Source organism: Bacillus sp. 7705b (assembly GCF_002289525.1).
Lineage (GTDB): Bacteria > Bacillota > Bacilli > Bacillales > Bacillaceae > Bacillus > Bacillus halotolerans.
In genome coordinates this window covers 260613-274991 of sequence record NZ_NSDH01000003.1, presented here as the reverse complement: position 1 = coordinate 274991, position 14379 = coordinate 260613, and the positions used below count along the sequence as shown (strand labels likewise).

Here is a 14379-nt window from a genome sequence, read left to right as displayed (position 1 = left end):
GCGCTCCTATCGTTTTATTCAGAATGATCCCGCCTGTAATCAACTCCTGTTTTTGCTTTCAGTTCCGAAAACAAGGCGAGCGTCGACTCAGTAACCGGGTAATTGGAAGCCGTAAATGACAGACGCGCCGCTTCTGCCTTCTGATACATGGCGGGATTTTGAAGAACCTCAATCAGGGTGCGCGCTAATTCCTCCGGTTTTTCAAATATAAAGTCGCCAAGAGACTCGTAATACGGATACGTGCGGTTTCCGGTCGATTTCCCGATCAGTGCGGGCTTTTGAAACAGCATGGCCTCAAGGCCCACCGTTGAGGTTTGTGTCACAGCGGCGTCAGCATACGCCAGAATATCGTACAGATCCATCTCTTTTTTGATGACTCTGCATGCTTTATGTTTTTTTGCCGCCGCATGATACAGATCCAGCTTGTTTTTTCCGATTTCCCATGGGTGAGGTTTAATGATGATTTGCAGCTGTTTTTGCGTGGTAAGCTCCGCTAACACACTTGAATAAAATTCCTCGGAAAAGGGCTGTGTCGCGATCAAAACGATTTTTTTAGACGGGTGAAAGGCCAGCTTTCGATAAAATACTGACATGTCCATAGGTGTCCTGTTAAAAATTTCGTCAAAGCGGGGATGTCCCGTTATGAGAATCTGTTCTGGTTTGCAGCCTTTTTGCTGATACCAACCAGCTTCATATGCGCCAAAAACAGCCTGATAGGTTGTAAAAACGGGCAAGAAGGCTTCATCACCCATCAGCGCTCCATGCTGAAGGCAGACGCTCACGGCCCCTCTCCTTTCGCACATAAGAGCGAGCACCCTGCTGTAAATGTCTTCTGTCGTTCCTACAACAACGGCAGAAATGTTCTCTTTCTTGAATAAAGCATCTACTGTGTCAATGGCTTCCATGAACAAAGGAATATCCTTGAAAAGCCGTTCACGAAATGCTTGATCACCGAATGCCGGGTGGTCATCATAAGCCGAAAGAATCGAAAAAGCCTTTTCAAGATACGGCTTCGGATCGCCTTTTTCACATGAAGCAGCCACTTCAGGCTTGCTGATCACAGGCAAATCGCAATAATTCGGCATACTCCATCTTGCCAAAACAGCTGTTTTCTCAGGATCAAATTGGTAGTAATTAGCGTTTACAAAACGAAGGTGATCAAAATGCAAGATCACTTTTCCCTTAACAGGCGCGTCATTTGTTTTGGCAATGCTCTGTTTTTTCTCTTCAAAAAACGTCTGAATCTGGCCTTCATCGATATGCTGATCCGCAGGCCCGAATAATTCCGGTTCTTCTTCCATCATCACTCTCAGCTCAGGGCTGATGTATTGGTAAAAATTACTGATAAGCCCGAGCGGAATCCCCTTGTAGCGAAGCCTGTCAAAAAGCTCCGCATACTTCCGGTACAACACCCAATAATTGCTTAAATAGGCCGACAAACTCTCACCCCATTCCAAGCTTTTTTAATGATTCACGCAGTTCGCGGCAGTTGCGCTGCGGAGGAAGATTCCGAACGAACTCGTTTTTTTCTGACTCAAACAGCTGAAAATGAATGGATTGGTCTGTAATATAGTTCAGATCAAGCTCCTCGGCCAGCGGGTAAAACGGATAAAAATGATTGACTCTCCAAAAGAACCGGGCATCACCGATCCGATAAAACGCCGGGCTTTCATCCCAATAAGAGCCAAACGCCTCCTTCACCTTCTCAAGCACCGAATACCTGTGCATCACCGAGCAATGGTCAATTGCGCACGGAGCGTTCCACGTTACTTGACTGGCGGGCCTGACAGTTTCTTTTATAATGTCTCGATTCTGGTTTAAATGATAGGTTTTCGAGCTTGAGTAGATCACAGCCTTTTCCGGGTGATCATCGAGTTCACGCACCATCTTTAACAGCCGATCCGGCATATAGATGTTGTCATCCGTCGCATAGGTGATATATTCACCCTCTGCCATCTCAATCGCTTGATTGATCAGGGCCGCGTATCTCGTTTTTTCCGTTCTTTCCTTCACTCCAGATACATCGCTTTGATAGAAATGCACACGGTTATCATTCAAAAAGGGACGGATTTCATTCAGCGTCTCTTCATTTGAGTTGTCATCCATAATAAACAATTCAAAATCAGAAAAAGTTTGTGAGAGTATGCTTGAAATGGACTTTGCCACATAATCGCTTTTGTTATAGCTCGTCATAATCACTGAAACTTTCGGCAAATCCTACACCTCCTTCTTGAATTTTCACACCTGAAACTAACGTTATCTTATGTTGCTTAAGCGCAAGTTGCGCTAGGAATACAGACTAATATGCGAAAAGATTGTGTACGTCCATTGAAAAAACAGTGATCGGCCAGAGAAATCGGCACGCTCACTGTTCTTTTTTTCAGCATATTCCAAGCTTTGGCCTCATAAGGTGAAAGAGATAAAAATCGCAATAGCGACTAAGATCGTTTGTCATCGGAGGTGAGTCATCTCGGATCGTTTATTTATACATCCGGAACATGTTCTGAATGGTTTTCATAAAAAGGAGGAACGATATGAAACCGAAAAAAAATCAATATCAGCAAATGCAGGGATATGATATGCAGGGGTATTCGCCTCAATTCGGCCCAAATCCGTACCCGCAGCCGCAAGGGCAAGGCCCGCAAATGCAAGGCCCACAAATGCAGACTATGGGACAAATGCAGCAAATGCCCATGCAGCAGGGGCAGCAAGGCTTCGGATTCCCCACTCAGCAGCAAGGCCAGGGCGGCGGGTTTCAAATTCCATCGGGGCCGACGCCATCGGGCGGCCAAAACATTCCCGGCATGCTGCCTGTCGAGGAATCATATATCGAGAATATACTGCGCCTGAACAGGGGAAAAACGGCTACCATCTATATGACATTTGAAAACAGCAAAGAGTGGGGATCAAAGATTTTTCGCGGCGTCATCGAGGCTGCGGGCCGGGATCACATTATTATCAGCGATCCAAAGACAGGAACCCGCTATCTTCTGCTGACGATCTATCTTGATTACGTTACCTTTGATGAAGAAATTGCATATACGTACCCATACTCGATGTCATCCTATTCGCCAAGATAAAGAAAAAAAGCCAATCTCTCATATCATGAGGATTGGCTTTTTTATTTATAGATATTTGACGGCTGCGACAACGATCATGATCCAAGAAATAATGAACGCCACACCGCCAAGCGGCGTGATTGCCCCGAGAATGGAAATTTGCGTCACACTGAGGATGTATAAGCTTCCGGAAAACAGCACAATCCCCGCAAACATCAGCCAGCCGGCTATTGTGACGCTGCCGATGCCAGACAGTTTATCCGCAAGAAACGCGACAACAAAAAGCCCCAGCGCGTGATACATATGATACTGCACGCCTGTGTGCCAAACCTGAAGATATTTATCAGGAATTTTCCCTTCTAATCCGTGTGCGCCAAATGCCCCGAGGCCCACGGCAAGCATGGCATTAATAGCGCCTAATATAATAAATACTTTCATCTATTCTCTCCCGCCTTTTCGTTAAACTCATATCAATTATCATATCGCACCTGTATGAAAATTCAATGTTTGTTCTCTGATGACACGAGATTGTCGGATTTTCTCCTGCGCCAAAGCTGAAGCTGATCCATCGCTATTGCAGCAAGCGTCCCTAAGACAAGCCCGTTGCTTAACAGAGAAATAAACACCGGATGCATATCCTTTAATGCACTTTCTGGCACAAACATAATGCCGACACCTGTAAGCAGTGAAATGCCGATCACAGCCCGCACTCTTTTCAGCTCTGATTTCTCATAGGAATCAAATTCAGTAAACGCCAAACCAACCATTGCCGAGAACACAACAAAGTTTACCGCGAATCCAACGGGTGACGGCAGACTCGCAAACGCATTCATAAAAAACGGAATCACGCTGATGAAAACGACCAGCATACTGCCGAGAACAAACGGCTTTTTAGAAGGCATCTTTGTCGTTTCAATAAAACCCGCGGCTCCCGAAATCGGAACCGGTGCAATGGCTCCAGACAAACCGCTCAGCAAATGGCTGAATGCAGCCGCAAAACCGGCAGGGCGCTCATGACGCTTTCCATCTGTCTGTTTGCCGAATTTTTTCACCGCAATGTCCACAACCTTCATACTTGCCAGCATGTTAACGATCAGCAGGATCGTAATAAAAACCGAGGTGATGGCTAGGCCGCTGTTAAATAACGGAGCACCGAACGGAAACAGAGACGGCAGCTGAAACAGCCGATCCGGCATTTCGATCGGTTTCGCAACGCCCGTAGCCGCAAACAGCACCCATCCGCCGAAAAGGGCCAATAAAATAGAATATTGCTTTAAAAAAACGATATGAGAATTTGACATGATAAAAGCTGCGGCGACGACAACCAGCGCCAGGACAAATACAAGACCGTCCACGCTGTCTTTTAAATAGCCGATGCCGAGAAGCCCTTTTATTATCGGCTGGCTCAGCTGCATGACGAGCAGCAGCAAATAGACCCCTGTCACAACCGGAGTAAACAAGGCAGCAAGCCGATCAATGACCTTGAAGACACTTAACAAAAAGAAACATACAGCGCTTACAAGAAGCGCCCCCTGCAAGCCGCGCAATGTTTCGCCATATGTCGCAAACACCGTTCCGGTCAGGCCGCCGTAGATCGTGTACACTCCCCACCACAAGCCGGCAGGGCTTTCATTTATAGGCAGCCGGTGTCCTTTCAAACACTGAATAACTGCGGCAATTCCCAATACAAAAAAAGTGCTTTGAATCAGCCGTGCAGAATCTGAATGATCCAGATGAAACGACTGGGCAACCGCCACCGGAACAACAATCGCCGCGGCAATCATAAACGCTGTCCATTGCAGAGCGCCAAGAACCAATTTCACGTAAGCTCAACCTTTCTGATTAAAAATCAAATAAAGACTCTCCGTTTCCATCCTCTTCCTGCTTATCTTTTTCCTGCTTCCGATATTTGTTTAATCCCGCGCTGCCCATCATTTTTTCCATCAGCAGCTGGTCTGTCGAAGGCGGCGCCGAAGGACTTGCCGTGACACTCGGCTGAATGCGCGGCGTGCTCCCCGTCTCCGGCTGATCCAGCACGACGTCGCACAAAGAACGGACGACCGCCACGTGACGCTTCAGCTCCTCATCACCTTCAGCCGTCTTTGCTTTCTTCAATTCCTCTTCCATCTTCTGAATCAAAGCGGATATATGAATGTTCATAAAAAATCCTCCAAAAATAAAATGTAGTCTCCCTGCATTTTATCAAATTCCCGCCGCAAACGCAGAAAAGAGTTTGTTATTTTTTCTGACAAGCGCCTCGCATTTGACAAGCAGAAGACAATTTTCACATAATGAATCACCATGACCCGCAGGAAGGAGAGAGAATATGAACAGCATCCCCTCTATTGTCAGCAGCCATCAAGCATTTTTCGCGGCAGGGCATACGAAATCAATTGACTCAAGACTGGACGTCTTAAAGAAACTGAAACACACCATCAAAGCGTATGAAGCAGACATCACAGCCGCTCTCTATCAGGATCTTCACAAATCTGAACAAGAAGCATACTCAACGGAAATCGGCATCGTTCTGGAGGAAATCAGCTTTGTGATGAAACGGCTGAAAAAATGGGCCAAGCCGAAAAGAGTCAAAACGCCATTGACCCATATCGGTTCCAAAAGTGTCATTATCCCCGAGCCGTATGGCACCGTCTTGGTGATTGCGCCATGGAACTATCCCTTGCAGCTGGCGCTTTCTCCACTGATCGGAGCCATTGCGGCCGGAAACACGGTCGTTCTCAAACCCTCAGAATATACGCCAGCTGTTTCGGCTGTTCTTTCCGATCTCATCCGCGACGTTTTTCCGGACCATTATGTCGCTTTGGCGGAAGGCGGGCCGGACATCAGCACAGCTTTATTACAGCAGCCGTTCGACTACATATTTTTTACGGGAAGCGTCGCCATAGGAAAAGTTGTCATGGAAGCGGCGGCCAAACAATTAATTCCTGTCACCTTAGAGCTCGGAGGCAAAAGCCCCTGCATCGTGCATAAGGATGCTGACATCAAGCTTGCCGCCAAACGCATCGTCTTCGGGAAATTTACGAATGCGGGCCAAACCTGCATCGCACCGGATTATTTGCTCGTTCACGAAGACATCAAAACAGTGCTTGCGGAAGAAATGAAGCGTGTCATTGGCGAGTTTTACGGACCGCAGCCCGAACTGAATCCGGCTTATGGCAAAATCGTCAGTGAACGCCACTATCAGCGGCTGCTGAGCTTTCTGAAAGACGGTGTCGCGTTAAGCGGCGGCCAAGCCGATCACAGGCACCACAAAATAGCGCCGACCATTCTCGATCAAGTCACAGATGATTCCCCTGTAATGCAAGAGGAAATTTTCGGACCCATTCTTCCGCTGTTTACATATCGCGGCATCGATGAAGTCATTGAGAAAATCAAGTCGCGTCCCAAGCCGCTCGCCCTGTATGTGTTTACGACAAACCAAACAATTGAACGAGAGGTATTAGAAAACCTGTCGTTTGGCGGCGGCTGTGTCAACGATACGTTAATGCATGCCGCGACACCGTATTTGCCATTTGGCGGCGTGGGAGAAAGCGGAATCGGCAGCTATCACGGATTTGACAGTTTTAATACATTTACGCATAAAAAAAGTGTCGTCAAGCAAACGAACCGCTTCGACTTCGTTTTCCGTTATCCACCCTCCAAAAACGGCCTGCGTTTGATTCGAAAAATACTCAAATAAAAAAGCGCAGGCCATCTGCGCTTTTTATAAATCCTTTATACACCAATCAATCGGAGCCTCACCCATTTTCTCCAAGAAGGCATTTGCCCTTGAAAATGGCCTGCTGCCAAAAAATCCGTTTCTTGCTGAGAACGGGCTGGGATGCGTCGATTCAATAATAAAATGCTTGGACGTATCGATCCGTTCTTTTTTCATTTGGGCATGCCGGCCCCACAATATAAAGATGATCGGCCGCTCTCTTTCATTCAGCACGTCAATCATCCGGTCAGTCAGCCGCTCCCAGCCTTTTCCCTTATGGGAATTCGCCTGTCCGCGCCGCACCGTGAGCACGGTATTCAGCAAAAGAACCCCCTGCTTCGCCCAGCTGACGAGCGACCCGTGATTCGGTATGCTGCATCCGATATCATCCTGAAGCTCGAGAAAAATATTTTTTAATGAAGGCGGCTGCTTCACGCCCGGCTTTACGGAGAAGCTTAAGCCTTGAGCCTGTCCAGGCCCGTGATACGGATCTTGGCCGAGAATGACCACCTTGACATCATCGTACGGCGTATAGTGCAGCGCATTAAAGATATCGCGGCTGTCCGGATAGACCGTCTCCTCCATGTATTCCCGCTTCAGCATTTCTCTCAGCTCTTGATAATACGGTTTTTCAAACTCTTCCTTCAGCTGTTCCCACCAGCTGTCCTGTAAAAGCTGTTTCAAGATGCAAACCTCCTTACGAACGATGAAGTCTGGAATAGACAGGTTTGCCATCCCAAACAATCTCACTTTGTGCTTCCCGCCTCTTCATGTCAGGCTCTTCAAGCAGGACGGCAAAGTTTTTCGTCGGCAGTTCCCCTAGTCCGTGCTTCTCGCTTAAACGATCCAAATATTGCTTCCGCTTGGCGCCAAGGTCTGCGGACTGATTGTCTCCCGCGTCACTGAATGCATATATCACACTGGCACAAGGCACACGCTTGACCCGGTAATCCTTCGCTGCACGCAAGTAAAAATCCCAGTCCCAATAATTATGCACATCAGCATCGAAATACCCGATCTCATCGTGCAGGAAACGTCTGTACATGCTGCCCGACGGCACGTAGGTCGAGAACACTCTCATATCCTCATAATCAGCGGTATACGCAAATAACTTCCGCGAAATCGGATATCTTGTCCCTTCCCTCTCTTCAAACGACACAATTTCGGCATCAGAATGAACGAAATCTGCCGTTTCCATTTCCTTCGCCATTCTTTCCAGATGGCCCGGCGTGAAGAAATCATCATCATCACAAAGCATGATACAGTCGCCTGACACCTCTTTGACACCCGCATTTCTCGCGGCCACATGACCTGAGTTCTTCTCTAAATCAATCACAACAATCGGCAGATCCGGATACAGTGCTTTGGCCCGCTCAACCGATTCCCCGGCATCATTGACAATAATGACTTCATACGGCTTCATAGTCTGCTGCGAAATCGACTCCAGCAGCTCGCACAAAGCCGGAATCCGATTATAGGTCACAATTACGATAGAAATCTTCATGATGCTCTCCTTCTCATTTTCATAGTCATGTACTATTAAAACATATATTGGACGGGAGATCAGTGGGAAGATCCTACCGAACTGTGAAATGGAAACTACAGAAACAGCAATGTGACGCCTACCAGAAGCACCATAATCAGCATCAGATCTGCGCATACACGAATAACATCTTTCAGGCGGACGCCATTCGGCAGGACGAGATGCCACAGCTTCGATTGATAGACCGGCAGCAGCACCAATGCGTAAGAAAGGCACAAAAAAGTGAATGCCGGCGGAACAAAAGCACAGCCTGCATCGTCCCAATCACTCACAATTTCAAAAACACTCGTTCCATCTGACAAGAACAAACCAATCAGCAAGGCCAGCAGAACAAAGGACCCCAATTGAACATCAAACAGACGCATGCGTTGGTGGCAAGCAAGCCTGAGTGCCCAAAACCAGCCTATAGAATAGAAGAATAATAGAAAAATGATTGCACCAGCAGTAAAAACAACATCTGGCAGCCTATCGAGCAAAAAAACAAGCGGTACGGACACAGCCATAACCAAAAGCATGGAGGCACCCACAAACAAAAATACAGCCACATGAATAACAAAACCATATAAACAAGAGCCGAGTCTCATAACAATCCCCCTTATTACATAGAATTTCTATGTATATACCTAAAACATCAGGCAAGCTGGCACCTGCCAAAATAACAGCCTATTCGTCCGCACGCCGGAAATAACAGCGTAGCACAAGCACACGCCCCTATAAACCAAGGTGTCAGCAAAGATTGAAACAGCGCAGCAGGAACGAGATCAAACAGAAAAACAAACATAAAAATAACGTTCGGCATCATGGAAATAAGAATCGTATGTAAAACAAGCCGTTCACCGCGTTGCCCGAACTCCCTGACGCCTTGGTACCCAATCAGCACCCAATAGAGAATATAAGCAGCTAAAATCAGCCACACAGAAACAGAAATGCCTTTCCACACTGCATGAACAAAGGGAGATTCTAACCATGCATGCAATGCCGTAATGATAATACCTGCTGCAAATAAAGCACTATTGCAGAAAAGATGGAATAATAAAAACGTACGGGCGGATACAGGCTGTTCTTTCTGAAAGGAAGACACAATCTCATCCGGTGTGCCAAATTCCCGAAGCAAACATTCCATGGCTTCCGCCTCACTCTTTCCCTCTTGAATGGAGTGAAACAAGTGGTGTTCAATATGGTTTTCGATCTCTTCGATCATCGCTTCACAATCAGAAACCCCTTTAAGCCCGTTTTTCACTTTATATAAATAAGTCTCTTTATCCATTCTGTCCGCCCCGCTTCAGCATTCGGTCCATCATGGCTGAAAACATGCTCCATTCCTTTGTGCGCTCTGCCAGGATCTCTCTGCCGTCTTCTGTAATCCGATAATACTTACGATCCGGGCCTTTCTCCTGCTTCTCCCAATAGGAAGAAATATATCCTTGCCGTTCAAGTTTATGAAGGGAAGGATACAATGTTCCCTCTTTCATTTGCAGTTCATGATCGCTGCGGCTTCCCATCTCTTTTACAAGCTCATAGCCATACATCGGCCTCTCACTCAGGAGCGTTAATACCAATATCACAGTGCTGCCTTTAATCAGCTCACGATTTAACATGACAAAACCCCTACCTAGTTTTCTTATGTAGCATTTTACGAAATCACCCTGATATTGTCAATTGATTCCTATAAACCTTTCATATTGTGATAAGCAGAAAATCTAACTATAATGAGATATAAAACATTGATGGAGGTTCAACACATGTCTATGCATAAAGCACTCACGATTGCCGGCTCCGATTCCAGCGGCGGCGCGGGAATTCAAGCTGATTTAAAAACATTTCAAGAAAAAAACGTATACGGGATGACGGCCTTAACGGTGATCGTCGCGATGGACCCAAACAACAGCTGGGACCATCAAGTCTTTCCGATCGATCCTGACACGATTCGCGCCCAGCTCGCAACGATTGTAGACGGCATTGGTGTGGACGCCATGAAAACAGGAATGCTGCCAACCGTTGAAATTATTGAGCTTGCGGCGAAAACGATCAAGGAAAAACAACTGCAAAACGTCGTGATTGATCCGGTTATGGTTTGCAAAGGGGCAAATGAGGTCCTTTATCCAGAGCACGCGCAAGCCCTGCGTGAACAATTGGCACCGCTCGCTACCGTGATTACGCCAAATCTGTTCGAAGCCAGCCAGCTCAGCGGGATGGGCGAATTAAAAACGATTGAAGACATGAAAGAAGCGGCGAAAAAAATCCACGCCCTCGGTGCTCAATATGTTGTGATTACAGGCGGAGGCAAGCTGAAACACGAAAAAGCTGTAGACGTTCTGTATGACGGAGAAACAGCGGAAGTCCTTGAAAGCGAAATGATTGATACGCCTTATACACATGGCGCCGGCTGTACGTTCTCCGCAGCGGTGACAGCAGAACTCGCAAAAGGTGCGGAAGTCAAAGAAGCGATTTACGCGGCGAAAGAATTTATTACAGCTGCGATTAAAGAATCCTTCCCGCTGAATCAGTATGTCGGACCTACGAAGCATTCTGCTTTGCGCCTGAATAAGCAATCATAAGCGTAACAGGCTGCCTTATAAAGAGGCAGCCTGTTTTTATGTTCAATCTTACATATTGGGACGCTCTGTCGCATTCCATTTCACATCTTCGTAACCGTCCGCCTCAAAAATGTCTATATCACAAGAGTCTTTGTGCGTTTCATCTGCCGCTTCCATACTTGAAAGTAGTCCTCTTTTGCAACAGAAAAAACTGCCGATCACATCGGCAGCCTGTTTATTTGGTTTTTAAATTGTTCGCAGATGATCTCAAAAATGTTTCTATAGACTGAACAAAAAGTGCATATTCCTTCATTTGTTCATATGCCCGTGAAAGGGTTTCTGCCGCTTCACTATGCGGCGATGTTCCCCGAAGCATTTTTTTCAGCTGAAGAAGCACATCCTTATATTCTTCCCGCTTATCCTCAACATGATCCGCAGCCTTTTCTAAACATTCCGGTGTTATCTTCTGTTCATGTATATTCAAGAAAACAACTCCTTTTACAGAAAAAAATAGTAGGTTATCGTTGAAGAATAGCACAGATGGCACAGATTTCACATAAGAAAATAGGAGGATTTTCTACATAAGTGTCCAAATTACGACTTTCATTTCAGATTTTCCATTTGATCTCGCTGTCACTTCATCATTTCCCGGGAAAGGAAAATATCTCGCACTGAATACCTCTTCCCCATGATTGATAAAGACTTCCACAGATGACGCGTCGATATACATGTGCACTGTGTGCAGATTGCTGATTCGGCAATGTCTCGCTTCTGTTCTTGTACCGTCAAAGCTTGTGCGCGTTAGCGTGATAAGCCCTTCTTCCTTCTGGAAAGAGAATGTGGCAGTGGCTCGGATATCGATTTCAAAACCAGACTCCGTATTAATGTCTTCAATCAAAATCTCAGCTCTTTCAGGATTTTCGACTGGCAGCGTACCAGACGATCCATACATGTTGATTTGAACTTCCTGCCCATTTTTCCGCATCGCTTTCAGCTCGGGAAGCGGCTGCTGAATCAGCTTCTCCCCTGATAGCGTCAGCTGTCTCGGCAGCGTCATGCAGTGAATCCAGTGATAATCTTTCGTCGGATGATCCTTCTCATCCTGATCAGGTACAGCCATCCACGCAAACAGTATCCGGCGTCCCTGATCGTCTTCAAGTGTTTGCGGCGCGTAAAAATCAAAGCCTTGATCAAGCTCCGTAAACGCAGCATGCATCAGTCCCGTTTTTTCATAATTGAGCCGGCCTACAAAATATCCAGATTGATACACATTTTGATAACGATAGCCGTCAGTTTCAAGTCCTTGGGGCGAGACAATCAGCACTTCGGAGCCTTGAAGAGAAAACAGGTCAGGGCACTCCCACATATACCCGAAACCGTTCAGTCCGTTGAGGCCGGCACCTGTTATCGGGCCGAGAAACGCCCATTCTATCAGGTTATCGGAAGTAAACAAAACAGCTTGGCCTTTCATGTTCTCCGTTTGCGCACCGATCACCATATACCATTTTCCTTCATGCTCCCACACCTTCGGATCGCGAAAATGAGCTGTATAGCCTTCAGGAAGGCGGGCGACAACCCCTTTTTTCTCAAAGGTCAGCCCATCATCCGATACAGCAAGGCACTGATACGTTTCCCGATTCCCATCCTGATCCCTGACATTTCCTGTGTAAAACAGATAGAGCCGGTCATCTTTGACAACAGCGCTGCCCGAGTAGCAGCCGTTTTTATCAAACCAATCACTCGGAGCCAGCGCAATCTCTTCCCGCTTCCAATTCACAAGATCGCGTGTCGTATAATGCCCCCAAAACTTTGCGCCATGCCCCGTCTGAAACGGCTGCCACTGAAAAAACAAATGATAGACTCCTTTCCAATACACCACGCCATTTGGATCATTCAGCAAACCAACCGGAGGCATGATGTGAAAGTGCTGGCGGTGCGGATCGCTGTCAGCAATATGTTCTTTTTTCTCAATTTCTTCATAAGCCCGGCGACGCAGCTCCTGATCATGTGCTGTCATTTTTTTCTCTCCTCATCTTCGTTAATTTTCATGACAAACGCCGCAATGAATGCTGATACTGCTGCAATAACCATTCCTATCATATAGTTTACTAGATTTCCAAAGCCAAACGGTGCTGCAATGGCAATCATCGGAATGCCTGTTAACCCATAAGCGTTTGCAGCAACATGTGTAAATACGACATACGCGCCGCCCAACGCGCCCCCGATCATGGCGGCGATAAACGGCTTCCGGTATCGAAGGTTCACCCCGAAAATGACAGGCTCTGTAATGCCTAGAAAAGCGGAAAATGCCGCCGGAAGAGCGATTTCCTTCGTTTTTGCCTTTTTCGCTAAAAAGAAGACAGCAAGGCCGGCCCCGCCTTGGGCGACATTCGCCATAGACCAAATCGGCAATAAATAGTTCCTGCCAAGATCTGAAATGAGCCCCGCCTCAATCGCATGGAAGCTGTGATGAACACCTGTCAGGACGATCAGTGAATAGGTGCCTCCGAAAAGAAGGCCTGCGACAAAACCGGCATGATCATACACATATGTTAAAGCAACAGTAATACCGGAGCCAAGCGCTCTTCCTAGAGGACCGATGGCAATAAATGCGACAAACCCGGTGACAATGACAGTAACAAAAGGCGTAACAAGCAAATCGACCGCATGCGGAACCACTTTTCTTGTCCATTTCTCTACCTTGCTCATGACGTAAACTGCCAGCAGAACAGGGATGACAGTTCCCTGATATCCGAGAAGCGCGATATCAAACCCGAAAAGATGCATATAATCAGGTGATGCTTCCGCCAGACCCCATGGATTCAAAAGAGTGGGGTGTATCATGATTCCCCCGATGACCGCTCCTAAATACGGATTGCTTCCAAACTCTTTTGAAGCGCTGACCCCGATCAAAATCGGCAGGAAGATAAATGCCGCGCTTGAAAACATATCGAGGAGCTGCAGCAGCGCAGAGTCCTTACTCATCCAATGAAAGGCATTGATCATTCCCAATAACCCCATTAACAGGCCGCTGGCTACGATGGCTGGAATGATCGGAACAAAAATATTCGAAAGCGTTTTCGCAAATCTCGCCGCAGGGTTCAGTTTCTCTTTAGCAGCATCCTGGTGATTCACATGTTCTTCACGCTCTACATCGGCTTCCTTAGAAAAAGCGTCATACACTTTATTGACAAGGCCTGTTCCAAAAATAATCTGGTATTGGCCTGAACTGCTGAAAGCGCCTTTGACGCCTTCAAGCTCTTCTACTTGTGCTTGATCTATCTTTGATTCATCCTTAATCACCAAACGCAGTCTTGTCGCACAATGAGCCGCGCTGATAATGTTTTCTTGTCCCCCGAGAAGCTCAATGAGGCGTTTTGCAGTCTCTTTGTAATCCATCTTCTTCTCCCCCTTTTATAAACAAAAAAAGACCTAAAATTCGCCAACGAATAAAGGACACAACGATCCTTTTTCATTTACGCAAATTTTAGGTCTTGCCTGCTTTACCAGTCACAATCCCGCTTA

General features: G+C 46.7%; 16 protein-coding genes. 3 read left to right on the top strand and 13 right to left on the bottom strand.

The genetic code is table 11. The annotated features are described in order from the left end of the window. Positions 1 to 14: 14 nt before the first annotated feature. On the bottom strand, positions 15 to 1439 hold the full coding sequence (locus CJU60_RS01740; protein WP_095712754.1) for a CDP-glycerol glycerophosphotransferase family protein: 1425 nt from the start codon (positions 1437 to 1439) through the stop codon (positions 15 to 17). 4 nt (positions 1440 to 1443) lie between these two features. Beyond that, the gene (spsA, locus tag CJU60_RS01735) at positions 1444 to 2214 is read right to left on the bottom strand and encodes a spore coat dTDP-glycosyltransferase SpsA (RefSeq protein WP_095712753.1); all 771 of its coding nucleotides are present in this window, start codon (positions 2212 to 2214) and stop codon (positions 1444 to 1446) included. 320 nt (positions 2215 to 2534) lie between these two features. Between spsA and gerQ the strand changes: the two genes are divergently transcribed. Continuing rightward, positions 2535 to 3080 carry a spore coat protein GerQ gene (gene gerQ / locus CJU60_RS01730; protein WP_024123267.1) on the top strand — a complete coding sequence of 182 codons (546 nt, stop codon included), beginning with the start codon at positions 2535 to 2537 and terminating at the stop codon, positions 3078 to 3080. Between the two features lie 45 nt (positions 3081 to 3125). Here the strand turns inward: gerQ and CJU60_RS01725 are convergent, their stop codons facing one another. From CJU60_RS01725 to CJU60_RS01715, 3 genes are all read right to left on the bottom strand, one after another. Continuing rightward, entirely contained in the window at positions 3126 to 3497 is a 372-nt protein-coding gene (locus tag CJU60_RS01725) for a DUF423 domain-containing protein (protein ID WP_095712752.1), read from the bottom strand. Positions 3498 to 3559: 62 nt separating this feature from the next. Continuing rightward, positions 3560 to 4882, bottom strand: a complete 1323-nt coding sequence (locus tag CJU60_RS01720; RefSeq protein WP_095712751.1) for a purine/pyrimidine permease — start codon at positions 4880 to 4882, stop codon at positions 3560 to 3562. A 19-nt stretch (positions 4883 to 4901) separates the two neighbouring features. Further along, complete coding sequence (locus tag CJU60_RS01715; RefSeq protein WP_095712750.1) at positions 4902 to 5219, bottom strand: YwdI family protein; 318 nt, start codon at positions 5217 to 5219, stop codon at positions 4902 to 4904. 166 nt (positions 5220 to 5385) lie between these two features. On the opposite strand from CJU60_RS01715, the gene CJU60_RS01710 reads away from it, so the two are divergent. Further along, positions 5386 to 6756 (top strand): aldehyde dehydrogenase, encoded by a 1371-nt coding sequence (locus tag CJU60_RS01710; protein ID WP_095712749.1) that lies wholly within the window; start codon positions 5386 to 5388, stop codon positions 6754 to 6756. 24 nt (positions 6757 to 6780) lie between these two features. Here the strand turns inward: CJU60_RS01710 and CJU60_RS01705 are convergent, their stop codons facing one another. From CJU60_RS01705 to CJU60_RS01685, 5 genes are all read right to left on the bottom strand, one after another. After that, a complete protein-coding gene (locus CJU60_RS01705) occupies positions 6781 to 7458 on the bottom strand; it encodes a uracil-DNA glycosylase (RefSeq protein WP_024123272.1) in 678 nt (225 codons plus the stop codon). A gap of 13 nt (positions 7459 to 7471) precedes the next feature. After that, positions 7472 to 8278, bottom strand: coding sequence for a glycosyltransferase family 2 protein (locus tag CJU60_RS01700; protein WP_095712748.1), 807 nt, complete (start codon positions 8276 to 8278; stop codon positions 7472 to 7474). Between the two features lie 95 nt (positions 8279 to 8373). Further along, the gene (locus tag CJU60_RS01695) at positions 8374 to 8901 is read right to left on the bottom strand and encodes a hypothetical protein (RefSeq protein WP_095712747.1); all 528 of its coding nucleotides are present in this window, start codon (positions 8899 to 8901) and stop codon (positions 8374 to 8376) included. A gap of 47 nt (positions 8902 to 8948) precedes the next feature. Then, positions 8949 to 9584 carry a permease prefix domain 1-containing protein gene (locus CJU60_RS01690; protein WP_095712746.1) on the bottom strand — a complete coding sequence of 212 codons (636 nt, stop codon included), beginning with the start codon at positions 9582 to 9584 and terminating at the stop codon, positions 8949 to 8951. After that, positions 9577 to 9915, bottom strand: coding sequence for a PadR family transcriptional regulator (locus CJU60_RS01685; RefSeq protein WP_095712745.1), 339 nt, complete (start codon positions 9913 to 9915; stop codon positions 9577 to 9579). Before CJU60_RS01685 ends, CJU60_RS01690 begins: the two co-directional genes overlap by 8 nt. Positions 9916 to 10059: 144 nt before the next feature. On the opposite strand from CJU60_RS01685, the gene CJU60_RS01680 reads away from it, so the two are divergent. Then, positions 10060 to 10875, top strand: a complete 816-nt coding sequence (locus CJU60_RS01680) for a bifunctional hydroxymethylpyrimidine kinase/phosphomethylpyrimidine kinase (protein ID WP_024123277.1) — start codon at positions 10060 to 10062, stop codon at positions 10873 to 10875. A gap of 214 nt (positions 10876 to 11089) precedes the next feature. On the opposite strand, the gene CJU60_RS01675 is transcribed toward CJU60_RS01680, so the two are convergent. From CJU60_RS01675 to scrA, 3 genes are all read right to left on the bottom strand, one after another. Then, positions 11090 to 11338 carry a hypothetical protein gene (locus CJU60_RS01675; protein ID WP_024123279.1) on the bottom strand — a complete coding sequence of 83 codons (249 nt, stop codon included), beginning with the start codon at positions 11336 to 11338 and terminating at the stop codon, positions 11090 to 11092. A 93-nt stretch (positions 11339 to 11431) separates the two neighbouring features. Then, positions 11432 to 12871: a sucrose-6-phosphate hydrolase gene (sacA, locus tag CJU60_RS01670; RefSeq protein ID WP_095712744.1), complete on the bottom strand. Its 1440-nt coding sequence runs from the start codon at positions 12869 to 12871 to the stop codon at positions 11432 to 11434. Then, complete coding sequence (gene scrA, locus CJU60_RS01665; protein WP_024123281.1) at positions 12868 to 14253, bottom strand: PTS system sucrose transporter subunit IIBC; 1386 nt, start codon at positions 14251 to 14253, stop codon at positions 12868 to 12870. Before scrA ends, sacA begins: the two co-directional genes overlap by 4 nt. Between the last annotated feature and the right edge of the window lie 126 nt (positions 14254 to 14379).